This window comes from Streptomyces drozdowiczii (assembly GCF_026167665.1).
GTDB classification, from domain to species: Bacteria; Actinomycetota; Actinomycetes; order Streptomycetales; family Streptomycetaceae; genus Streptomyces; species Streptomyces drozdowiczii_A.
On the sequence record NZ_CP098740.1, the window covers coordinates 3,476,175 to 3,497,895 of the forward strand.

Consider the following 21,721-nt stretch of genomic DNA (forward strand, 5'->3'; position numbering starts at 1 on the left):
CCCTTCACTGTTCTGCTGAGGTTGCGGCCCGATCAGGCAGCAACGACCTCGACGCCGAGCTTCGCAGCGACCTCGGGGTGCAGACGGACGGACACCTGGTGCCCACCCAGCGTCTTGATCGGCGAACCGAGCTCGACGCGACGCTTGTCGACGTCCGGGCCACCGGCGGCCTTGATCGCCGAGGCGATGTCGGCCGGCGTGACGGAGCCGAAGAGCCGACCGGCGTCGCCGGAGCGAACGGCCAGACGGACCTTGACGGCCTCGAGCTTGGCCTTGACCTCGTTGGCCTGCTCGATCGTCGCGATCTCGTGGATCTTGCGGGCGCGGCGGATCTGCGCCACGTCCTTCTCGCCGCCCTTGGTCCAGCGGATGGCGAAGCCACGCGGAACCAGGTAGTTGCGGGCGTACCCGTCCTTGACGTCGACGACGTCGCCAGCGGCACCGAGGCCGGTGACTTCCTGGGTGAGGATGATCTTCATGATTCGGTCACCCTTCCCTTATCGCGCGGTGGACGTGTAGGGCAGCAGCGCCATCTCACGGCTGTTCTTGACTGCCGTGGCGACGTCACGCTGGTGCTGCGTGCAGTTGCCGGTGACGCGGCGGGCACGGATCTTGCCGCGGTCGGAAATGAACTTCCGCAGCATGTTCGTGTCCTTGTAGTCCACGTACTGGGTCTTGTCCTTGCAGAACGCGCAGACCTTCTTCTTAGGCTTGCGCACAGGCGGCTTCGCCATGGTGTTTCTCCTGTGTGATCAAGAAGTGGGGGTACGAGCTGCCCTAGAAGGGGGGCTCGTCCGAGTAGCCGCCGCCGGAACCGCCGGAGCTTCCGCCCCAGCCGCCTCCGCCTTGCTGGCCCCCGCCCTGGCCGCCGGCCGGAGCGCTCGTGGCCCACGGGTCGTCGGCGGGAGCACCGCCGCCGCCCTGCTGGCCACCACCGGGACCGCCGCCCCAGTTTCCGCCGCCCTGCTGGCCGCCGCCGTATCCACCCTGGCCGCCCTGGCCACCACGACCGGTGGTCTTGGTGACCTTGGCCGTGGCGTTCTTGAGGCTGGGGCCGACTTCCTCGACATCCAGCTCGTAGACCGTGCGCTTGACGCCCTCGCGGTCCTCGTAGGACCGCTGCTTCAGCCGGCCCTGCACGACAACGCGCATGCCTCGCGTGAGCGACTCGGCGACGTTCTCCGCCGCCTGCCGCCAGACCGAGCAGGTGAGGAACAGGCCTTCGCCGTCCTTCCACTCATTGGTCTGCCGGTCGAAGATGCGGGGAGTGGACGCGACACGGAACTTCGCGACCGCCGCACCGGACGGGGTGAAGCGCAGCTCGGGGTCGTCGACGAGATTGCCGACGACCGTGATGACGGTCTCGCCTGCCATGGGTGAACCTCTCGGCGGGGATTGCTTCTGGCTGCTTGCTGCTACTCGAACCCGATGACCACTGAGCTAGAAGCTCAGTGGATCTCGGGACGGAGGACCTTGGTCCGGAGGACCGACTCGTTCAGGTTCATCTGGCGGTCGAGCTCCTTGACGACCGCAGGCTCGGCCTGCAGGTCGATGACCGAGTAGATGCCCTCGGGCTTCTTCTTGATCTCGTAAGCGAGACGACGACGGCCCCAGGTGTCGACCTTCTCAACCTTTCCTTCGCCCTCACGGACGACGGAGAGGAAGTTCTCGATCAGCGGGGAGACTGCTCGCTCCTCGAGATCGGGGTCGAGGATGACCATCACCTCGTAGTGACGCATGTGGAACCCACCTCCTTTGGACTCAGCGGCCACGGTCGTTCCGTGGCAGGAGGGTCGTGATGCGTTGAGCAACGGTGCCCGAGTAAAACAGCCCCCACTGACAACGCCCTCGATGAGGAGGGACGGTCCATGCGGGCCTGGGCAGACACCGGTGCAGACCGTCCAGACTACCCGTAGACCGCCTTCCGGTTGAAATCCGGTGGTCAGGGGACGCAATCTGTACACATCGGGTGTGAGCGGCGCCACAACCGCGCCGCATGTCGGCCAGGAGGTACTCCATGGCACACGTAACGCGGACCCGCCCCTCCGTCTCCCTCTTCGCCACGGACGGCAGGCCCCATCCGCTGCAGGACGCGCTCGTGGTGGTCACGCTCGTCCTCGGCGCCCTCGCCTTCATCTCGGCGATGTTCCACAACCTGCACCTGCTCAGCTCATGGGCGGGCCTCATCGGGATCCTCACGGGGGCGTACGGCCAGTACATCTCCGTCACCACGCGCGAGAGGTTCCCACTGATCATCGGCATGGGCGCGTCCGCCCTCGGGTTCTTCCTCGGCATGGCCCACGGCGGACTCTTCGGCGGCGTGATCGGCTGACCCCTCGGGTCCGGCCCGGGCGGCTCCGTCACCGGACGGGGCCGCCCCCGCACGCGTACAGGCACACGGGGCCAGACCGCTCGCTCCACGGCCACAGTAGGCTTCGGCGCGAGAGCCGGAGCCCCTGACCGATGGGGACACACCTGCCGAGGAGCGCCCCGCATGAGCCTGACCCTGAGGACCATCAGCCGAGAGCAGCATCTGGCGTACATCCAGAGTCTGCCCGCGGCCAGCCACATGCAGGTCCCGGCCTGGGCGGACGTGAAGGCCGAGTGGCGCTCCGAGAGCCTGGGCTGGTTCGACAAGACCGGCCAGCTCGTCGGCGCCGGCCTGGTGCTCTACCGGCAGCTCCCCAAGATCAAGCGCTATCTCGCGTACCTGCCCGAGGGCCCGGTCATCAACTGGTACGCCCCGAACCTGAGCGACTGGCTCGAGCCGATGCTCGCCCACCTCAAGCAGCAGGGCGCCTTCTCCGTGAAGATGGGCCCGCCGGTGATCATCCGCCGCTGGGACGCCGCGGCCATCAAGGCCGGCATCCAGGACCCGGACGTGAAGCGCCTGCGCGACGTCGAGGCCACGCACATCGAGCCGCGCGCCTTCGAGGTCGCCGACCGGCTGCGGAAGATGGGCTGGCAGCAGGGCGAGGACGGCGGCGCCGGCTTCGGTGACGTACAGCCCCGCTACGTCTTCCAGGTGCCGCTGGCGAACCGCTCGCTGGAGGACGTCCACAAGGGCTTCAACCAGCTCTGGCGGCGCAACATCAAGAAGGCCGAGAAGGCCGGCGTCGAGGTCGTCCAGGGCAGCTACGCGGAGCTCTCGGAGTGGCAGCGGCTCTACGAGATCACGGCGGAGCGCGACCGCTTCCGCCCGCGCCCGCTCGGCTACTTCCAGCGCATGTGGACGGCCCTCAACAGCGAGGACCCCAACCGGATGCGGCTCTACTTCGCCCGTCACGAGGGCGAGAACGTCGCGGCGGCGACCATGCTGATCGTCGGCGGACACGTCTGGTACTCGTACGGCGCCTCGGCCAACCACAAGCGCGAGGTCCGCCCCTCGAACGCGATGCAGTGGCGGATGCTGCGCGACGCGTACGCCATGGGCGCCACGGTCTACGACCTGCGCGGCATCTCCGACTCGCTGGACGAGACCGACCACCTCTTCGGCCTGATCCAGTTCAAGGTCGGCACCGGCGGGCAGGCGGCGGAGTACCTCGGCGAGTGGGACTTCCCGCTCAACAAGCTGCTGCACAAGGCGCTCGACATCTACATGTCACGCCGCTGATCCGGGCCCCACAGCTGACGAAACCGGCTCCATTGGTTTCAATGGGGCCTGAACACGCTTCTCCTCCCTGATCCACCGCAGCCACCAGAAGGGTTCCGGACCGGCCATGGCGCTCTCCCTGTACGTCGACACCGCGCGCTGGCGGGCGCACCAGAAATCCGTTATCGACCAGTTCCCCGGCATCGTGCCGGTCTGCAAGGGCAACGGGTACGGCTTCGGTCACGAGCGGCTGGCCGACGAGGCGATCCGCTTCGGGTCCGACATCCTCGCGGTCGGCACCACCTACGAGGCCGCCCGCATCAAGGACTGGTTCAGCGGTGACCTGCTGGTCCTCACGCCGTTCCGGCGCGGTGAGGAACCGGTGCCGCTGCCCGACCGCGTCGTACGGTCCGTCTCCTCCGTGGACGGGGTGCACGCCCTGGTGGGCGCCCGGGTCGTCATCGAGTGCATGAGCTCCATGAAGCGCCACGGCGTCAAGGAGGAGGAGCTCGGGCAGCTGCACGCGGCCATCGAGGACGTACGCCTCGAAGGCTTCGCCCTCCACCTGCCGCTGGACCGTACGGACGGGTCGGACGCGGTCGAGGAGGTCATCGCGTGGATGGACCGCCTCCGGGCGGCCCGGCTCCCGCTGCACACGATGTTCGTAAGCCACCTCCGCGCCGACGAGCTCGCCCGGCTGCAGCAGCAGTTCCCGCAGACCAGGTTCCGCGCCCGCATCGGCACCCGGCTCTGGCTCGGGGACCACGAGGCGACGGAGTACCGGGGGGCCGTGCTCGACGTCACCCGCGTCGTCAAGGGCGACCGGTTCGGCTACCGGCAGCAGAAGGCGGCCTCCGACGGCTGGCTGGTCGTCGTCGCCGGCGGCACCTCGCACGGCGTGGGCCTGGAGGCCCCGAAGGCGCTGCACGGCGTGATGCCGCGCGCCAAGGGTGTCGCCCGGGCGGGCCTGGCCACGGTGAACCGCAACCTGTCCCCGTTCGTCTGGGCCGGCAAGCAGCGCTGGTTCGCCGAACCGCCGCACATGCAGGTGTCGATCCTGTTCGTGCCCTCGGACGCCGAGGAGCCCCGGGTGGGCGACGAACTGGTGGCCCACCTGCGCCACACGACCACGCAGTACGACCGCATCGTCGAACGCTGAGCCCGCGCGCCCGCCCCGCTCAGTCGGCGGCGGGCGTGCCGGCCGTACCCCACTCCACCCGCGGCCCGGGCGCCGAAGGCAGCGCATCGCGGCGTGCGGCACCGGTCTCGATGAGGTGGGACAGGACGAACACGTCCTCGGCCCCGTCGAGCACCCCGCCCGACGGATCGTCCGAGCCGTCGCGCCGCACCCCGTCGCGTTCCGGCATCACGATGTCCCGTACGACGACGGCGCACAGGTACAGCGTGCCCAGCAGATGCAGCACGATCGCCAGCTGATAGCCCTCCGTCGGCAGCCCCTGGTGCTTGTCGCCGCTCGTCGTGTACGCGAGGTACAGCCAGATCCCGAGGAAGTACAGGACCTCGCACGTCTGCCAGATCAGGAAGTCCCGCCAGCGGGGCCTGGCCAGCGCGGCGAGCGGGATGAGCCACAGGACGTACTGCGGTGAGTAGACCTTGTTGACGAGGATGAACACCGCGACCACAAGGAACGCGAGCTGCGCGAAGCGCGGCCGGCGCGGTGCCGTCAGGGTCAGGACGCCGATCGCGGCGCACAGGGCGATGGTGGCCACCGTCGAGACGGTGTTGACCGTGCCGACGTCGATGGACTCACCGGTGCGCTGCGTGATGACCAGCCAGAACGACCCGAAGTCGATGCCGCGTTCCTCGCTGAAGGTGTAGAACTTCTTCCACCCCTCGGGCGCGAAGACCATGACCGGCAGATTGACCACCAGCCAGGAGCCGGCGGTGCCCAGCGCCGCCGCCCCGAACTCCCGCCACTTGCCCGCCCGCCAGCACAGGACGAACGCGGGTCCCAGCAGCAGGACGGGGTAGAGCTTCGCGGCCGTCGCCAGGCCGATGAGGATGCCGAACGCCAGCGGGCGGCTCCGGGACCACATGAGCATCGCCCCGGCGGTGAGCGCCACGGCCAGCAGGTCCCAGTTGATCGTGGCGGTGAGCGCGAAGGCGGGCGCGAGCGCCATCAGCAGTCCGTCCCAGGGCCGCCGCCGGTGCGTCCGGGCGACACAGACGGCGATCACGGCGGTGCAGATCATCAGCATCCCGGCGTTGACCAGCCAGTACGTCTGCTCCTGCCCCTGGATGGAACCCCCGCCCGGGGTCAGCCACGCCGCGACCTGCATGAACACCCCGGTGAGAACGGGGTACTCCAGGAACTGCATGTCCCCGGGCAGCCGGTCGAAGTACGGCACCAGTCCGTCCGCGAAGCCACGACCCGAGTACAGGTGCGGGATGTCCGAGTAGCACGCGTGCGTGTATTGGGAGCCGGCTCCCCTGAACCACGCCCAGTTGTAACAGGGCAGCTTCTGCACCATGCCGAGCGCGAACATCCCGATGGCCACCAGGGCGATCGCTCCCACCGGGGTGAGTGCGGCGCTGCTGAGCCGCGACCAGCGGCCCGACCGCCCGCCGATCAGCTCGCTTCCGGCCGCCGCGACCTCGTCCCGGTGCGTGGGCCGTACGACGGGCCGTTCCTGGTGCACGCTCGTGTCCTCTGCGCTTGGCATGCCGCACATCCTGCCGTACGGCGCTGTGGAAAGGACGAGGGCCGCCGCACCGGGGTGCCGCGGCCCTCATCGCCTGCCGTCCCGGGCTCTACCCGGTCGTACCGCCCCACCAGTTGCTGTTCCCGGTGCTGTTGTTACCGGTGCCGTTGGTGTTGCCGCCGGTGGCGCCGTTGTCGTTTCCGGTGGTGGTGCCCCCGTCCGAACCGTCGTCTCCGCCCGTCGTGCCGGTGGAGGTGCCGGTGTCCGTGCCGCCGTCGTTGCCCTGGCTCGTGCCCGTGTCCGTGCCGCCGTCGTTGCCCTGAACGGTGCCCGCGTTGGCGCCGCCGTTGTTGTTCTGGCAGTTCCAGTCCCACGTACCGCAGGTGTCGCTCGGGTCGGGAGTCGGGACGTCGGGCGTGGGGGTGGGCGTCGGGGTCGGCTTCGTCGTCTCGCTCTCGGTCGGCGTCGGCGTGGGCGTGGGCGAGGGCTTCTTGGACGCGCCGCCTCCGTAGACCTTGTCCCCGATCGGCTCGGCCTTGGGGAAGGGCTCCGCCTTCTCCTTCTTCATCGCCTCGACCATGTAGTCGTGCCAGACCTGCGCGGGGAACGAGGCACCGTGGATCTTGTCCTTGCCACCGGTGCCGTACATCTTCTCGAACCCGCGGTTCTTGTGCTTCTCGTTGTCGTCCAGCCGGTACATGCTGATCGCCGTCGACAGCTGCGGCGTGTAGCCGACGAACCACGCCGACAGGTTGTCGTCGGTCGTACCCGTCTTGCCCGCGACCTCACGGCCGGGAAGCTGGGCGGACGTACCGGTCCCCTTCTCGACGACGTTCTTGAGGACGTCCGTGACGTTGTCGGCGATGGCGCTGTCGAAGGCGCTCTTGGTGACCGCCTTGTGCTGGTACTCCGGCTTGCCGCGCTTCTTCACCTCGGTGACGGAGAACGGATCGCGCTGCTGGCCCCGGGCCGCGAAGGTGGCGTAGGCGCCGGCCATGCTCGTCGCGCTGGGCGAGGACGTACCGATCGAGAAGGACGGCACGCTGGCGTCCGCCATGTACTGGTCGTCCTTCAGGCCCGCCGCTATGGCCGCCTTCTTCACCTTGTCCGTGCCGACGTCCATACCCAGCTGGACGTAGGGGGAGTTGGCGGACCACTGCATGGCCTCACGCAGGGTGATGTTGCCGTACGACTCATGGTCGTCGTTGGTCTGCAGCCACTCGTTGCCCGCCTTGTCGGTCCAGATGTCGCCGTTGTACTTCTTGATCTTCAGCTTGTTGGCGCCGTTGTAGATGCTGAGCGGCGAGACCTTCGTACGCTGCGACTCGTCCTGATCCTCACCGCCGGACGGGTCCCGCTTGCCGTACTCCATGGCGGCTGCCAGCACGAAGGGCTTGAAGGTCGAACCGACCGCGGCGCCGGTGGGGCCGGCGTTGCTCTGGTAGTGCCGGGTCGCGTCCACCCCACCGTAGATCGCCTGGATCGCACCGGTCTTGGGGTCGACCGACGAGCCACCGAACTGCACATGGGTGTCTTCCGGGCGCTTCTTGGGGTCGATGTTCTCGTCGTAGACGCGCTTCACGGCCGTGCTGAGCTGATTGACCTTCTTCTGGTCGAAGGTCGTGTGGATCTCGTAGCCGCCCTGGTCGAGCATGTCCTTGGTGATCTTGGTGTGCTCGAAGATCTCGGCATTGGCGGTGTTGACGAGGTAGCCGATCTGGCCGCCCAGCTGCGCGGCCCGCTTCGGCTTGTCGGGCATCGGGAACGTCTTGTACTTGGCCCGCTCCTCCTGGGACATCCGGCCGTCCTTCACCTCCTCGTCGAGGATCCACTTCCAGCGCTTCTCCGCCCGCACTCGGTTTTTGGCAGCGGTCGCCTGCACCGAGTCGACCTCCGGCGCACCGGCCGGGTCGTAATAGCTGGCGCCCTTGAGGAGGCTGGCCAGGAAGGCGCACTGGCTCGCGTTCAGGTCCTTGGCGTCCACGCCGTAGTACGTACGGGCCGCGGCCTGGATGCCGGAGGCGCCGCGCCCGTAGTACGAGACGTTCAGGTACCCGGCCATGATGTCGTTCTTCTTCATCTCGCTGCCGACCTTGAGCGTGATGAAGAGTTCCTCGAACTTGCGGCTGAGGGTCTGCTCCTGTGACAGCCGCGAGTTCTTGACGTACTGCTGGGTGATCGTCGAACCGCCCTGGGTCTCGCCACCCTTGGCCATGTTGAACACGGCGCGGGCGATACCCATGGGGTCGATGCCGTGGTCGGTGTCGAAGGACTTGTTCTCGGCCGAGATGACGGCGTTGCGCATCGCCTCGGGGATCTGCGCGTAGTCGATGACCTGGCGGTTGACCTCACCGCCGGTGGCCACCATCTGGCTGCCGTCCGCCCAGAAATAGACGTTGTTCTCCGCCTTCGCGGCGGCCTGGACCTCCGGCTTGGCGACCATCGCGTACGCGAGACCGGCGAGGCCCATCAGCAGGCCGAGGAAGCCGATGCACAGGCTGGACACCAGCTTCCAGGACGGAACCCAGCGGCGCAGACCCTGGCGGCCGGCGCGCGGGTAGTCGATGAAGCGCTTCTTGGCCGGGCGCCGGCCACCGCGCCCGCCGCCCTCGTGCCCGCCGTCCCCACCGCCGCGACGGCGTCCGCCACCGCCGTCGGAACCTCCACGGCCTCCGCCGCCGCGCTGGGCCGCCCGTCTGGCGGCCGCACGGCCTTCGTACGGGGCCTCCTCGCCGTGCGAGCCGGAAGGTGAGGCTGAAGTTACTCCGCGTGACGGTGCTGCGCGGCGTCCTGAGGACTGCTGGGCGGCTCGTCGGGCCGCGGCACGTCCGCCACCTTGCGGTTGCGACGTTTTGCGACGGTGCTCGCTCATCGAACGACTACTCCTCGGGCAGGCGAGAGCGCCTGGAAGCGGCAGGTGAGATCCGGTCCCCCGAATGACGGGCCGGCCCGGCGACGGGCTCGCCCGCAATGCGTCCGGATGGCCCGCGAGCACTGACGCACGCGCGCGTCTCGCGGTTCCCGGTGGTCTGCATGCCGCACAGACTACGCACGGTCAAAACCCCCCTGGGACCGAACTTCACCCCAAATGACGCAAGTCGGTTCCTACGAATTGTCGATGTGACGCCGCTCACTGAGGCTCCCCTTGTCGGCATCGCCGGTCCGATCTATCGTGCTGATGTATCGAGTCGATACATCAGCTCGGTACATCGACCCGGTACAAGGGACCGTGAGAGCACTCGGAGAAGGAGGGGCGAGGTTGAGCAGACGTTCCGGCATCCTCGAGTTCGCCGTCCTCGGACTGCTCCGCGAATCCCCGATGCACGGCTATGAGCTGCGCAAACGCCTCAACACCTCGTTGGGCATCTTCCGTGCCTTCAGTTACGGGACGCTCTACCCCTGCCTCAAGACGCTGGTCGCCAACGGCTGGTTGATCGAGGAACCGGGGACTGCTCCGGCGGAGGCGACACCCGGCTCCGGCCGACCCGTCGCTCCCGCCTCGTCCTTGGCAGGGCGGCGCGCCAAGATCGTCTACCGATTGACGGCTGAAGGTAAGGAGCACTTCGAGGAGCTGCTCTCGCACACCGGCCCCGACTCCTGGGAGGACGAGCACTTCGCGGCTCGCTTCGCCTTCTTCGGGCAGACGGAGCACGACGTGCGTATGCGGGTGCTGGAAGGCCGCCGCAGCCGGCTGGAGGAGCGCCTGGAGAAGATGAGCGCCTCTCTGGCCCGCACCCGTGAGCGCCTCGACGACTACACACTTGAGCTGCAGCGACACGGCATGGAGTCCGTGGAGCGCGAAGTGCGCTGGCTGAACGAGCTCATCGAGAGCGAGCGGTCGGGACGGGATCAGCGACGATCCTCGCCCGAGGGCTCAGCTCAGCAGAAGACCGCAGGAGAGCCTGACGGCCTGCCCCGGCGGGGAGACAACCCGCCGGATCCGTCCGGCGACACCGCCAAGTGAGTTCGCCGCAGATCCGCGGCGGGCTCATCAGAAACATCCATTACACACAGGGAGCAACCGGAATGGGTTCGGTTCGCGTAGCCATCGTCGGCGTGGGCAACTGCGCCGCCTCGCTGGTCCAGGGCGTCGAGTACTACAAGGACGCCGATCCGGCCGGCAAGGTGCCCGGCCTGATGCACGTCCAGTTCGGCGACTACCACGTGCGGGACGTCGAGTTCGTCGCCGCCTTCGACGTCGACGCGAAGAAGGTCGGCCTCGACCTCTCGGACGCCATCGGTGCGAGCGAGAACAACACCATCAAGCTCTGCGACGTGCCGCACGCCGGTGTCACCGTCCAGCGCGGCCACACCCACGACGGGCTCGGCAAGTACTACCGCCAGACCATCGAGGAGTCGGCCGAGGCCCCGGTCGACGTCGTCCAGGTCCTCAAGGACCGCAAGGTCGACGTCCTCGTCTGCTACCTCCCGGTGGGTTCCGAGGTGGCCGCGAAGTTCTACGCCCAGTGCGCCATCGACGCCAAGGTCGCGTTCGTCAACGCTCTCCCGGTCTTCATCGCCGGCACCAAGGAGTGGGCGGACAAGTTCACCGAGGCCGGTGTCCCGATCGTCGGCGACGACATCAAGTCGCAGGTCGGCGCCACCATCACGCACCGCGTGATGGCGAAGCTCTTCGAGGACCGGGGCGTCATCCTGGACCGCACGATGCAGCTGAACGTCGGCGGCAACATGGACTTCAAGAACATGCTCGAGCGTGAGCGCCTGGAGTCCAAGAAGATCTCCAAGACGCAGGCCGTCACCTCGCAGATCCGTGACCGCGAGCTCGGCGCGGACAACGTCCACATCGGCCCGTCGGACTACGTGGCCTGGCTGGACGACCGCAAGTGGGCGTACGTGCGCCTCGAGGGCCGCGCCTTCGGCGACGTCCCGCTGAACCTGGAGTACAAGCTCGAGGTCTGGGACTCCCCGAACTCCGCCGGTGTCATCATCGACGCCGTCCGTGCCGCGAAGATCGCCAAGGACCGCGGCATCGGCGGCCCGATCCTCTCGGCCTCCTCGTACTTCATGAAGTCCCCGCCGGTCCAGTACTTCGACGACGAGGCCCGCGAGAACGTCGAGAAGTTCATCCGCGGTGAGGTCTCCAACTGACTCCCGTGAGTCAGCCGCGCAGGTGAGGAGCGGCAACGCTTCTCGGCTGCCGCGCCGTTGAGGGCCCCCGGGCAATCCGCCCGGGGGCCCTCGTCGTGTGTGACCCTTGCTCCCATGCCCGTCGCGCGCGACCTGCGCATGCTTCTCCGCCTCCCGGACTTCCGCCGCCTGCTGGCCGTGCGGGTCCTGTCCCAGTCGGCCGACGGCGTCTATCAGGTGGCGCTGGCCACGCATGTGGTCTTCGCGCCGGAGAACCAGGCGTCCGCCGGGGCGATCGCCTCCGCCATGGCCGTGCTTCTCCTCCCCTATTCACTTGTCGGGCCCTTCGCCGGTGTGCTGCTGGACCGCTGGCCCCGGCGTCAGGTATTCGTCTACGGCAACCTGCTGCGCTCCGGGCTCGCCTGCTGCACCGCCCTCCTGATCCTCGGCGCGGCTCCGTCATGGCTCTTCTACGCTTCCGCGCTGTGCGTCACCGCCGTCAACCGCTTCGTCCTCGCCGGTCTCTCCGCCGTTCTGCCGCGCGTGGTCGAGCGGAAGCACCTGGTACTCGCCAACTCGCTCTCCCCGACCGCAGGCACGCTCGCCGCCACCGCGGGCGGCGGACTCGCCTTCCTCGTACGGCTGCTGGCGGCTTCGGACTCCGCCGTGGTGCTGCTCGGGGCGGCGCTCTACCTCGCCTCGGCGCTGGCGGCGCTGAGCCTGGCGGCGGGACTCCTCGGGCCGGACCGCGACGACGGCCGCATGTCGCTGCGGGCAGCGCTGGCTACGGCGGTCGGCGGACTCCTCGACGGACTGCGGCACTTGCTGCAACATCGGGTCGCGTCCCGGGCGCTGGCCGCGATGACGGTGATCCGGTTCTGTTACGGGGCGCTGACCGTCATGGTCCTGATGCTCTGCCGGTACGCCTGGACGGACAGCGAGGACGACGGTCTGGCCCTCCTCGGCCTCGCGGTGGTCATCTCCGGTGCCGGGTTCTTCGCGGCGGCCGTACTGACCCCCTGGGCCGCTGGGCGGCTCGGGCGCCTCCGTTGGATGGTGGTGTGTGCGGGCACCGCCGCGATCCTCGAGCCGGCCCTGGGGCTGTGGTTCGCTCCGGCACCGATGCTCGTCGCCGCCTTCGTCCTCGGACTCGTCACCCAGGGGGCCAAGATCGCCACGGACACCGTGGTGCAGACCGCCGTGGACGACGTCTACCGGGGCAGGGCGTTCTCGTTCTACGACGTGCTGTTCAACGTGGCTTTCGTCGCCGCGGCGGCGGTCGCCGCGCTGATGCTTCCACCTGACGGGCGGTCCGCGGTCCTGGTGATCGGCGTGGCGGTTCTCTACGCAAGTTCTGCCCTGTGCCTCGCGCATTGGAGTCGAGGCGGCGATGTCCTATAGCGTGCCCGCGTCAAACAAGACGCACGAATCACGGGGGCAATCAGATGACTTACCCGCCGCAGCAGGGCAGCGGTCCCTACGGTCAGCAGCCGGCCCAGCCCTACCCGCCGCAGCAGGGCGGATACGGCTACCCGCCGCAACAGCCCCAGCAGGGGTGGGGCGGCCCGCAGCAGCCGCAGCAGCCGCAGGGCTGGGGAGCTCCTCAGCAGCCGCAGCAGCCCCAGGGGTGGGGCACCCCTCCGCAGGGGCCTCCGCAGCCCTCGGGCGGCAAGAAGGCGTTCCTCGCCACCCGCAACATCATCATCATCGTCGTGGGCCTCGTCGTGCTCGCCGGGCTGAAGTTCGGGCTGGGCGACATGTTCGAGTCCGACGCCAAGGCCGCTGCGGTCGGAGACTGCTTCGAGAACAAGGGCACCAACTACGACCCGGACATGAACTCCGTCGACTGCAGCTCGTCCGCCGCCGAGTACAAGGTCGCCGAGGTGCACGACAACACCACCGACACGGACCTCTGCGACCCGGAGAAGTACTCCGCCTACACCGAGAGCTCGGGTCGCCGTAAGAGCAGGAACAGCGTGGTGCTCTGCCTGACGCCGCTCAAGCCGGTCGGCTGAACCTCGTAGCACCCAGATCGATCGAGGGCGTTGTTTCACGTGAAACAACGCCCTCGGCGTATGCGTCGGCGCTCATGTTTCACGTGAAACATGAGCGCCGACCCATTGAACGGATGCGAGAGCGTCAGCTCTGCGCCTCCCACCACTTCTTCAGTTCCGCCACCGCCGCGTCATGCTCCAGCGGGCCGTTCTCCAGGCGCAGTTCCAGCAGGAACGCGTACGCCTTGCCGATGACCGGGCCCGGGCCCACGCCCAGGATCTGCATGATCTCGTTGCCGTCCAGGTCCGGCCGGATCGCGTCCAGCTCCTCCTGGCTCTTCAGCTGGGCGATGCGCTCCTCAAGCCCGTCGTAAGTACGCGAGAGAGCCGCGGCCTTGCGCTTGTTGCGCGTGGTGCAGTCCGACCGGGTCAGCTTGTGCAGCCGTTCCAGGAGCGGGCCGGCATCCCGTACGTAGCGGCGCACGGCGGAGTCGGTCCACTCGCCGTCGCCGTAGCCGTGGAAGCGCAGATGCAGCTCCACCAGCTTCGAGACGTCCTTGACCATCTCGTTGGAGTACTTGAGCGCCGTCATGCGCTTCTTGGTCATCTTGGCGCCCACCACCTCGTGGTGATGGAAGGAGACCCGCCCGTCCTTCTCGAAGCGCCGCGTCCTCGGCTTGCCGATGTCATGGAGCAGAGCGGCAAGACGCAGAACGAGGTCCGGCCCCTCCTCCTCCAGGGCGATCGCCTGATCCAGGACGGTCAGAGAGTGCTCGTAGACGTCCTTGTGCCGGTGGTGTTCGTCGCTCTCCAGCCGGAGCGCCGGCAACTCGGGCAGGACCTGCTCGGCCAGCCCGGTCTCCACGAGGAGGGACAGGCCCTTCCGGGGATGCGCGGAGAGCAGGAGCTTGTTCAGCTCCTCGCGCACCCGCTCGGCCGAGACGATCTCGATCCGGCCCGCCATCTCCGTCATGGCGCTGACGACCTCGGGTGCCACCTCGAAGTCGAGCTGCGCGGCGAACCGTGCCGCCCGCAGCATGCGCAGCGGGTCGTCGGAGAACGACGCCTCAGGAGTCCCGGGCGTACGCAGGACCCGCTCGGCCAGGTCCTTCCGGCCGTCGTGAGGGTCGATGAAGACCTTCTCCGGCAACGCGACGGCCATGGCGTTGACCGTGAAGTCGCGCCGCACGAGGTCGTCCTCGATGGAGTCGCCGTAGGACACCTCCGGCTTGCGCGAGGTCCTGTCGTACGCCTCCGACCGGTACGTCGTGACCTCGATCTGATAGCCGTGCTTCTGCGCCCCCACCGTACCGAAGGCGATCCCGACCTCCCACACGGAGTCGGCCCACGGCCTGACGATCTTCAGCACGTCCTCGGGGCGGGCGTCGGTCGTGAAGTCCAGGTCGTTCCCGAGCCTGCCGAGAAGTGCGTCACGGACCGAGCCGCCGACCAGTGCGAGACTGAATCCGGCATCCTGGAATCGGCGGGCGAGATCGTCGGCGACCGGGGCGACCCGCAGCAGTTCGCTGACTGCGCGGTGCTGCACCTGGGTCAGGGCGCTGGGGTTGTCTTCGTTGGCATTCGGCACAACAGAAAAGGGTACGTGCACGGACCGGTCCGGGCGTCACCCATTTCTCCGGCCCTGCGAGACTCTCCCGATCATGCAGCACACTCCCCGGCACTTAGCCCCGACGCACCTCGTTACCATGCGGGGACGCAGCAGCGGACGACGATCGACAGCAGTTGACGATGACGAGGGACGGGTACGCGTGGCCGAGGCGGCAGACATCCAGGGGATGAATCCCTCTCCTGCCCGCCGGTGGCTGCGGCGCACAGCCGCCGTGCTCGCCGGGGCGCCGCTCGTCGCCGCCCTGCTGGCAGGCGCCTCCGCCCCGCAGGCCCGGGCCGACGCTCCGGCCAAGGCGCCCACGGGTTCCAGCACGGTGTCGGTGTCCCTGGACGAGATCACCCCCAGCGCCCCGGAGAAGGGGGACACGCTGCGGATCTCCGGAACGCTGACCAACAAGGGCAAGGACACGATCACCGACGCCCAGGTAGACCTGCGGGTCGGCCCCCGCCTCTTCAGCAGGACCGCCATCGACACGGCCGCTCGGCGCACGGGATACCTGCCCGGCACCGACCCCTATCCGATCGGGGGCAAGTACACGGTCGAGATCGACAAGCTGCGCTCGGGAATCAGCCAGGACTTCACGCTGTCCGTACCCGTCAGCAAGCTGGACCTCGGGGACGACGGGGTCTACCAGCTGGGCGTCTCGCTGTCGGGCCGTACCTCGCACACCGTGTACGACCAGGTGCTCGGCATCAAGCGGACCTTCCTGCCCTGGCAGGACGGCGACCGCGACTCCAAGATCGGCATCAGCTACCTCTGGCCGCTGATCGCATCCGCGCACCTCACTGCGGAGACCGGCTCGGACGAGCAGCAGACCCCGGTGTTCGCCGATGACGACCTCGCGGCGGAGATCGCCCCGGGCGGCCGACTCGAACAGATGGTCTCCCTGGGCAGCCGGCTGCCGGTGACCTGGGTCATCGATCCGGACCTCCTGGCCAGCGTCGACGCCATGACCAAGCCCTACCGGGTCAAGTCCGGCGACACCACGGTCGCCGGTACGAACCAGGATGTGGCCAAGAAGTGGCTGACCTCACTGGAAGCGGCCGTGTCCGAGGGCAAGGTCGTGGCCCTGCCGTTCGGCGACCCCGACCTGGCCTCGATCGCCCACCGCGGCAAGAACGTCTCGGGCACCCTCAGCCACCTGCAGACCGCCAGTGAGGTCGCCGGGATGACGGTGGAGACGATCCTCCACCTGAAGCCGTCCACCGACTTCGCGTGGCCGGTCGACGGTGCGGTGGACCCCTCGATCGTGGACGTCGCCACCTCGGCCGGCGCCCACCACGTCATCGCCCGCAGCGACAGCCTCGACGAGACCGGAAACCTGGTCTACACGCCTTCTGCCGCCCGCCCGATCGGCGGCGGCACCACGGCGGTCGTCTCCGACGCGAGGCTCTCCACGGCCTTCCAGGGCGACATGGGCAACGCCGGGAGCTCCACGCTCGCCGTGCAGAAGTTCCTCGCCCTCACCCTCGGCCTCGCCGAGCAGGACACGGACAAGGACCGTTCCGTCGTCGTGGCACCCCAGCGCACCCCGACGGTCGCCCAGGCGCAGTCGATGGCACGCGCCCTCCACGCACTGGACGACGACCGCTGGACGAAGTCCGAGGGGCTGGCTCAGGCGGCGGCGACCAAGCCGGACTCCGCGGCGACCACCCAGGTGCCTCCGGCATCCCGGTACCCGAAGAAGCTGCGCCGCCAGGAGCTGCCCACGCAGGCGTTCCAGGACATCAAGTCCATCCAGTCCTCGCTCAACAATTTCCAGGTCATCCTCACCCATCCCGAGCGAGTGGTGACCCCCTTCGGCAACGCCGTCAACCGCTCCATGTCGACCTCATGGCGGGGAAAGCCGCTGAAGGCCCAGCAGTATCGGGACTCGGTCCGCACCTATCTGCAAGGGCTCGTCGGCGAGGTCCAGCTCGTCCCGAAGTCGGACATCACCCTGTCCGGCCGGAGCGCCACGATCCCCGTGACCGTGCAGAACAGGCTGTTGCAGGACGTCGACCACCTGGTGCTGCGGCTGAAGTCGGACAACGCGACCCGGCTCAAGCTGAACGACGGCGGCAGCATCGCGGAGCAGCCCATCCAGATCGGCGCCGGGCACAGCCAGTCCGTGAAGTTCGACGCGGCGGCCAACATCAACGGCCAGGTCCAGATGACCGCGCAGCTCTACACGGAGGACGGCACTCCGTACGGCGAGGAGATGGCCTTCACCGTGAAGGTCTCCGAGATCACCCCGACGGTGCTGCTGGTCATCGCCGGCGGGCTCCTGCTGCTGGTGCTGGCCGGCATCAGGATGTATGCACATCGCAAGCGCGCCAATGCGGGCGGCGCGGCGGGTGACGACGGCAGTGAACCCGAGCAGCCGAGTGACCCGACGCCGGACACCGGTCCCGAAAGCGCGGAGCCGTCGGGCACGGGTGAGAAAGTGGACCGTTGAGCGATGTCTGTCGTGGCCGGTCGGCCGGGGACGATGAGGTGGGGTTTCGATGAACGCGCCGTACGACGGTGACCGCGGTCAGGGTACGGGCGGGGCCGGGTACTCCGGCGGCCCTCCGGTGCCCCCTGACGAGCAGCAGCCGGCGCCGGACCCGTATCTGCAGTCCGCGTACGACTACGACCCGTACCGGGCGCAGGACCTCTCCGCCCAGGACCCGGTGGACGAGGCGCTGTACGACCGCGCCGCGCATCCGCCGCCCCCTCCCGGCACCTACCAGCAGCCGCAGCCGCTCTATCAGCAGCCGCCGTCGCCCCAGTACGCCCCCGACCCCCGCATCTGGGCCCAGACGCCGCCCCCCGAGCCCGCTGGTCCCTCGCGCCACCTCCCGTACGGCGACAACGCCGCGACGACCCAGTTCGTGGGCGTGGACGACCTCGTCACCCAGGCTTCCGCGAACCGCGACGAGCCCGACGCCTTCGCCCACCTCTTCCGCGACCAGGAGGGTCCCGCGAACCCGGGCGCCTCTCCGGCCCCGGCCCAGCCCGAGCCCGCTCCCGCGCCGGCCAAGTCCGGCGGCCGTGCCTCCAGCCTGCTGAAGTCCAGCGCGGTCATGGCGGCCGGCACCCTCGTCTCGCGCCTCACCGGCTTCGTCCGCAGCCTCGTGATCACCGCGGCACTCGGTGCGGCCCTGCTCGGCGACAGCTTCACCATCGCCTACACGCTGCCCACGATGATCTACATCCTCACCGTGGGCGGCGGCCTCAACTCGGTCTTCGTCCCCCAGCTCGTCCGCTCGATGAAGGACGACGAGGACGGCGGCGAGGCATACGCCAACCGCCTCCTGACTCTGGTGATGGTCGCCCTCGGCCTCATCGTCGCCGTGGTGGTCTTCGCGGCCCCCTGGCTGATCCGGCTGATGTCCTCGACGATCGCGGACGACCCGGCAGCCAACAACGTCGCCGTCACCTTCGCCCGCTACTGCCTGCCCACCATCTTCTTCATGGGCGTGCATGTGGTGATGGGGCAGATCCTCAACGCCCGCGGAAAGTTCGGCGCGATGATGTGGACCCCGGTCCTGAACAACATCGTCATGATCTTCACCTTCGGGATGTTCATCTGGGTCTACGGCACGTCCCACGAGTCCCACATGGGCGTGGACACGATCCCGCCGGAGGGCGTGCGGCTCCTCGGCATCGGCACCCTGCTCGGTCTGGTCGTGCAGGCGCTGGCGATGATCCCGTATCTGCGCGAGGCCGGCTTCCGCTTCCGTCCGCGGTTCGACTGGAGGGGCCACGGGCTGGGCAAGACCATAAAGCTCGCGAAGTGGACGGTGCTGTTCGTCTTCGCCAACCAGGCCGGTGTGCTGGTCGTCACCCAGCTCGCGACCTCGGCCGGCAAGGCGTCCGGGAAGAACGGCGCGGGTTTCCTCGCCTACTCCAATGCCCAGCTGATCTGGGGCATGCCGCAGGCGATCATCACCGTCTCGGTCATGGCAGCCCTGCTGCCGCGGATCTCCCGGGCCGCCCACGACAACGACCCGGGGGCCGTCCGCGACGACATCTCGCAGGGGCTCCGGAACTCCGCCGTGGCCATCGTCCCGGTCGCCTTCGCGTTCCTCGCCCTGGGTGTGCCGATGTGCACCCTGCTCTACTCGTCCAGCGGCCCCGACGCCGCGCGCTCCATGGGCTTCATCCTGATGGCCTTCGGCCTAGGCCTGATCCCCTACTCCGTGCAGTACGTGGTGCTGCGCGGGTTCTACGCGTACGAGGACACCCGCACGCCCTTCTACAACACCGTCATCGTCGCCCTGGTCAACGCGGCGGCCTCCGCCCTCTGCTACGTCGTGCTGCCCGCCCAGTGGGCCGTGGTCGGCATGGCCGCCTCGTACGGCCTGGCCTACGCCGTCGGCGTCGGGATCGCCTGGCGCCGACTGCGCAACCGACTCGGCGGGGATCTGGACGGCGCGCACGTGGTCCGCACGTACGCCAGGCTGTGCCTCGCCGCACTGCCCGCCACCGTCATCGGCGGAGCAGCGGGCTTCGGCCTTCTCCAAGTGCTCGGGGAAGGCGCCTTCGGCTCGCTCGTCGCCCTGGTCTTCGGCGGTGCCCTGCTCCTGGGAGTGTTCTTCGTCGCGGCGAGGAGAATGCGGATCGAGGAGATCAACGGCATGGTCGGCATGGTCAGGGGGCGGCTCGGCCGCTGAGGCCGGCCGGCCCGCACAACCATCGCCGGTCTCCGCGTGTCGTGCATAGCGCCGGAGTGTGGGCACAATTGGCGTGACTGTGCAGAGCAGAGCTGGCTGGCATCGCGCAACGGATGGGGAGGCAGGAACGACGGTGGCGGAACGTAGCACGGCTGCCGTCGACGTGGCCGACAACAGCGGGGACAAGCCGCTGACCGCCAAGGCGGACGAGGCCACGACCGACGGTACGGCAGAAGCGCAGGACGCGGCGGAGACGGGCTCCCAGGAGGAGAACGACGAGAAGACCGCATCGAAGACCTTCCCGGCCACCCCGGATCTGCACAGCGGTCACAAGCTGGCCGGCCGGTACCGGCTGGAGGAATGCGTCACCCGTCTGGACGGTTTCAGCAGCTGGCGTGCCGTCGACGAGAAGCTGCGTCGCGCGGTGGGGGTCCACCTCCTGCCGGCCGACCACCCGCGGGCGCGCTCGGTTCTGGCCGCCGCCCGGTCCTCCGCGCTGCTGGGCGACCCGCGCTTCGTGCAGGTCCTCGACGCCGTCGAGGAGGACGAGCTCGTCTACGTCGTCCACGAATGGCTTCCCGACGCCACCGAGCTCACGGCCCTGCTGAGCGCGGGTCCGATGGACGCCCACGACGCGTACCAGCTCGTCAGCCAGGTCTCCCAGGCCATGGCGGCCGCGCACCGGGAGGGCCTGGCGCACCTGAGGCTCACGCCGGGGGCCGTGCTGCGCAGCTCGTCCGGCCAGTACCGCATCCGCGGCCTCGCGGTGAACGCCGCCCTGCGGGGCATCACGGCCGACGGCCCTCAGCGCGCCGACACGGAGGCCATCGGCGCCCTGCTGTACGCCGCGCTGACCCAGCGCTGGCCGTACGAGAGCGATGCCTACGGGCTTACCGGTCTGCCCAAGGGGATGGGGCTTCTCCCGCCCGACCAGGTGCGGGCCGGAGTCCACCGGGGCCTCTCCGAGATCGCCATGCGGGCTCTCGCCAACGACGGTGCCACGGCGTCCCGCCAGGAGCAGCCGTGCACCACCCCCGACGAGCTCGCCAAGGCCGTGGCGGCCATGCCCCGCATCCCCCCGCCCGAGCCCGTCTTCACCGCGCCGCCCGAGTACCAGCGGACCACCTACCAGCAGGGCACGTACGGAAGGCCGGCGGCGGCCGGTCCCGTCGTCACCCAGCCCGTCGTGCCGGTGCCCCCCGCGCCCTTGCAGAGCCGTACCGGCAAGGCCCTGAAGTGGGCAGTGTCCGCGCTGCTGATCGCCGCACTGGGCCTGGGCAGCTGGCAGCTCGCCGAGACGCTCATCGACCGGGACAACAACTCGGGTGGTGACCCCGGTACCACTCAGTCCAATCCGGAGAACAACGACGCCCCGCCGGTCGAGAAGAGCAAGCCCGTCCCGATCGTCACCGCCCAGGACTACGATCCCCTGAGCGCCGACGGCAGTGAGAAGCCGCAGAGCATAGGCAACGTCTACGACGACGATCCGAGTTCGTACTGGTACACGGACTGGTACGCGTCGGCGGCCTTCGGCAATTTGAAGGAGGGTGTCGGCGTCGTCCTCGACCTCGGCAAGACACAGCGCGTCGGCAAGGTGGACGTGTCCTTCCTCGGTGGCGCCACCTCGGTCGAGCTGCGGACTGCCGACGGCTCCACGGTGCCGACCAGTCCCACCGGCTTCGACAAGGTCGCCCAGGGATCGGGAACCCAGGTATCGCTGAAGCCCTCCAAGCCTGTGCAGGCCCGATACCTGCTCGTCTGGCTCACCAAGCTCCCGCCCAGTGGCGAGGGGAACTTCCGGGGGAAGGTCTCGGACATCAAGGTCACCAGCTGACAGTTTCGAACACGAGAAATGGGGCTGGGCAGGATCCGAGGATCCCGCCCAGCCCCATTTCTGGTACTTGTCGATCAGCAGGCATATGTACCGAGCCACGAACCAGAGGAAATGCTCGCGCAGTCATAAATGTGGCCCCCTGACGCTGCACCGCAGCTCAGAAGCCATCGGGGCACCCGGGGGAAATGAGTTCCTTCCGGTTCATCGAATAGGTGGTCGCCTTCCCCCGAAGTACGAGCGAATCGCTCCTTTTACCATTCACACAATCCAGCCGACCTCA

Annotated in this window: 17 protein-coding genes; 10 read left to right on the forward strand and 7 right to left on the reverse strand. The window is 68.6% G+C overall.

Annotated features, from left to right (window positions below):
* Positions 1-32 precede the first annotated feature (32 nt).
* The 4 genes from rplI to rpsF all read right to left on the reverse strand — a co-directional run bounded on the left by rplI (position 33) and on the right by rpsF (position 1,739).
* Positions 33-479 carry a 50S ribosomal protein L9 gene (gene rplI, locus NEH16_RS15760; protein WP_018101870.1) on the reverse strand — a complete coding sequence of 149 codons (447 nt, stop codon included), beginning with the start codon at positions 477-479 and terminating at the stop codon, positions 33-35.
* A gap of 18 nt (positions 480-497) precedes the next feature.
* Complete coding sequence (rpsR, locus tag NEH16_RS15765) at positions 498-734, reverse strand: 30S ribosomal protein S18 (protein WP_003967857.1); 237 nt, start codon at positions 732-734, stop codon at positions 498-500.
* Between the two features lie 43 nt (positions 735-777).
* The gene (locus NEH16_RS15770) at positions 778-1,374 is read right to left on the reverse strand and encodes a single-stranded DNA-binding protein (RefSeq protein WP_018522065.1); all 597 of its coding nucleotides are present in this window, start codon (positions 1,372-1,374) and stop codon (positions 778-780) included.
* 74 nt (positions 1,375-1,448) lie between these two features.
* A complete protein-coding gene (gene rpsF / locus NEH16_RS15775; RefSeq protein WP_018101872.1) occupies positions 1,449-1,739 on the reverse strand; it encodes a 30S ribosomal protein S6 in 291 nt (96 codons plus the stop codon).
* 278 nt (positions 1,740-2,017) lie between these two features.
* On the opposite strand from rpsF, the gene NEH16_RS15780 reads away from it, so the two are divergent.
* The 3 genes from NEH16_RS15780 (at position 2,018) to NEH16_RS15790 (ending at position 4,751) form a co-directional block, all read left to right on the forward strand.
* Positions 2,018-2,332 carry a hypothetical protein gene (locus tag NEH16_RS15780; RefSeq protein ID WP_265543054.1) on the forward strand — a complete coding sequence of 105 codons (315 nt, stop codon included), beginning with the start codon at positions 2,018-2,020 and terminating at the stop codon, positions 2,330-2,332.
* Positions 2,333-2,494: 162 nt separating this feature from the next.
* Positions 2,495-3,613 (forward strand): lipid II:glycine glycyltransferase FemX, encoded by a 1,119-nt coding sequence (locus NEH16_RS15785; RefSeq protein WP_073966670.1) that lies wholly within the window; start codon positions 2,495-2,497, stop codon positions 3,611-3,613.
* Positions 3,614-3,719: 106 nt separating this feature from the next.
* On the forward strand, positions 3,720-4,751 hold the full coding sequence (locus tag NEH16_RS15790; protein ID WP_018101875.1) for an alanine racemase: 1,032 nt from the start codon (positions 3,720-3,722) through the stop codon (positions 4,749-4,751).
* Positions 4,752-4,770: 19 nt separating this feature from the next.
* On the opposite strand, the gene NEH16_RS15795 is transcribed toward NEH16_RS15790, so the two are convergent.
* On the reverse strand, positions 4,771-6,276 hold the full coding sequence (locus NEH16_RS15795; protein WP_265543056.1) for a glycosyltransferase family 87 protein: 1,506 nt from the start codon (positions 6,274-6,276) through the stop codon (positions 4,771-4,773).
* Between the two features lie 88 nt (positions 6,277-6,364).
* Positions 6,365-9,127 (reverse strand): transglycosylase domain-containing protein, encoded by a 2,763-nt coding sequence (locus NEH16_RS15800; RefSeq protein WP_265543058.1) that lies wholly within the window; start codon positions 9,125-9,127, stop codon positions 6,365-6,367.
* A 387-nt stretch (positions 9,128-9,514) separates the two neighbouring features.
* Between NEH16_RS15800 and NEH16_RS15805 the strand changes: the two genes are divergently transcribed.
* From NEH16_RS15805 to NEH16_RS15820, 4 genes are all read left to right on the forward strand, one after another.
* Complete coding sequence (locus tag NEH16_RS15805) at positions 9,515-10,219, forward strand: PadR family transcriptional regulator (RefSeq protein WP_073966668.1); 705 nt, start codon at positions 9,515-9,517, stop codon at positions 10,217-10,219.
* Positions 10,220-10,281: 62 nt separating this feature from the next.
* Positions 10,282-11,364 carry an inositol-3-phosphate synthase gene (locus NEH16_RS15810; protein ID WP_073966667.1) on the forward strand — a complete coding sequence of 361 codons (1,083 nt, stop codon included), beginning with the start codon at positions 10,282-10,284 and terminating at the stop codon, positions 11,362-11,364.
* 114 nt (positions 11,365-11,478) lie between these two features.
* On the forward strand, positions 11,479-12,744 hold the full coding sequence (locus NEH16_RS15815) for an MFS transporter (protein WP_265543061.1): 1,266 nt from the start codon (positions 11,479-11,481) through the stop codon (positions 12,742-12,744).
* A 44-nt stretch (positions 12,745-12,788) separates the two neighbouring features.
* Positions 12,789-13,358 (forward strand): LppU/SCO3897 family protein, encoded by a 570-nt coding sequence (locus tag NEH16_RS15820; protein WP_265543063.1) that lies wholly within the window; start codon positions 12,789-12,791, stop codon positions 13,356-13,358.
* A gap of 124 nt (positions 13,359-13,482) precedes the next feature.
* Here the strand turns inward: NEH16_RS15820 and NEH16_RS15825 are convergent, their stop codons facing one another.
* Positions 13,483-14,925, reverse strand: coding sequence for a CCA tRNA nucleotidyltransferase (locus tag NEH16_RS15825; RefSeq protein ID WP_265543065.1), 1,443 nt, complete (start codon positions 14,923-14,925; stop codon positions 13,483-13,485).
* A 181-nt stretch (positions 14,926-15,106) separates the two neighbouring features.
* Between NEH16_RS15825 and NEH16_RS15830 the strand changes: the two genes are divergently transcribed.
* From NEH16_RS15830 to NEH16_RS15840, 3 genes are all read left to right on the forward strand, one after another.
* Positions 15,107-17,404, forward strand: coding sequence for a DUF6049 family protein (locus NEH16_RS15830; protein ID WP_265543067.1), 2,298 nt, complete (start codon positions 15,107-15,109; stop codon positions 17,402-17,404).
* 49 nt (positions 17,405-17,453) lie between these two features.
* Positions 17,454-19,607 carry a murein biosynthesis integral membrane protein MurJ gene (gene murJ, locus NEH16_RS15835; RefSeq protein WP_265543069.1) on the forward strand — a complete coding sequence of 718 codons (2,154 nt, stop codon included), beginning with the start codon at positions 17,454-17,456 and terminating at the stop codon, positions 19,605-19,607.
* A gap of 133 nt (positions 19,608-19,740) precedes the next feature.
* Complete coding sequence (locus NEH16_RS15840) at positions 19,741-21,441, forward strand: protein kinase family protein (protein WP_265543071.1); 1,701 nt, start codon at positions 19,741-19,743, stop codon at positions 21,439-21,441.
* Positions 21,442-21,721 lie beyond the last annotated feature (280 nt).

Excerpts from the sequence above, each read along its gene's own strand:
- NEH16_RS15820 (WP_265543063.1), top strand. The coding sequence starts at position 12,789 with ATGACTTACCCGCCGCAGCAGGGCAGCGGTCCCTACGGTCAGCAGCCG.
- rpsR (WP_003967857.1), bottom strand. The coding sequence starts at position 734 with ATGGCGAAGCCGCCTGTGCGCAAGCCTAAGAAGAAGGTCTGCGCGTTC.
- murJ (WP_265543069.1), top strand. The coding sequence starts at position 17,454 with ATGAACGCGCCGTACGACGGTGACCGCGGTCAGGGTACGGGCGGGGCC.
- NEH16_RS15815 (WP_265543061.1), top strand. The coding sequence starts at position 11,479 with ATGCCCGTCGCGCGCGACCTGCGCATGCTTCTCCGCCTCCCGGACTTC.
- rpsF (WP_018101872.1), bottom strand. The coding sequence starts at position 1,739 with ATGCGTCACTACGAGGTGATGGTCATCCTCGACCCCGATCTCGAGGAG.
- rplI (WP_018101870.1), bottom strand. The coding sequence starts at position 479 with ATGAAGATCATCCTCACCCAGGAAGTCACCGGCCTCGGTGCCGCTGGC.
- NEH16_RS15780 (WP_265543054.1), top strand. The coding sequence starts at position 2,018 with ATGGCACACGTAACGCGGACCCGCCCCTCCGTCTCCCTCTTCGCCACG.
- NEH16_RS15810 (WP_073966667.1), top strand. The coding sequence starts at position 10,282 with ATGGGTTCGGTTCGCGTAGCCATCGTCGGCGTGGGCAACTGCGCCGCC.
- NEH16_RS15770 (WP_018522065.1), bottom strand. The coding sequence starts at position 1,374 with ATGGCAGGCGAGACCGTCATCACGGTCGTCGGCAATCTCGTCGACGAC.
- NEH16_RS15785 (WP_073966670.1), top strand. The coding sequence starts at position 2,495 with ATGAGCCTGACCCTGAGGACCATCAGCCGAGAGCAGCATCTGGCGTAC.
- NEH16_RS15800 (WP_265543058.1), bottom strand. The coding sequence starts at position 9,127 with ATGAGCGAGCACCGTCGCAAAACGTCGCAACCGCAAGGTGGCGGACGT.
- NEH16_RS15790 (WP_018101875.1), top strand. The coding sequence starts at position 3,720 with ATGGCGCTCTCCCTGTACGTCGACACCGCGCGCTGGCGGGCGCACCAG.
- NEH16_RS15795 (WP_265543056.1), bottom strand. The coding sequence starts at position 6,276 with ATGCCAAGCGCAGAGGACACGAGCGTGCACCAGGAACGGCCCGTCGTA.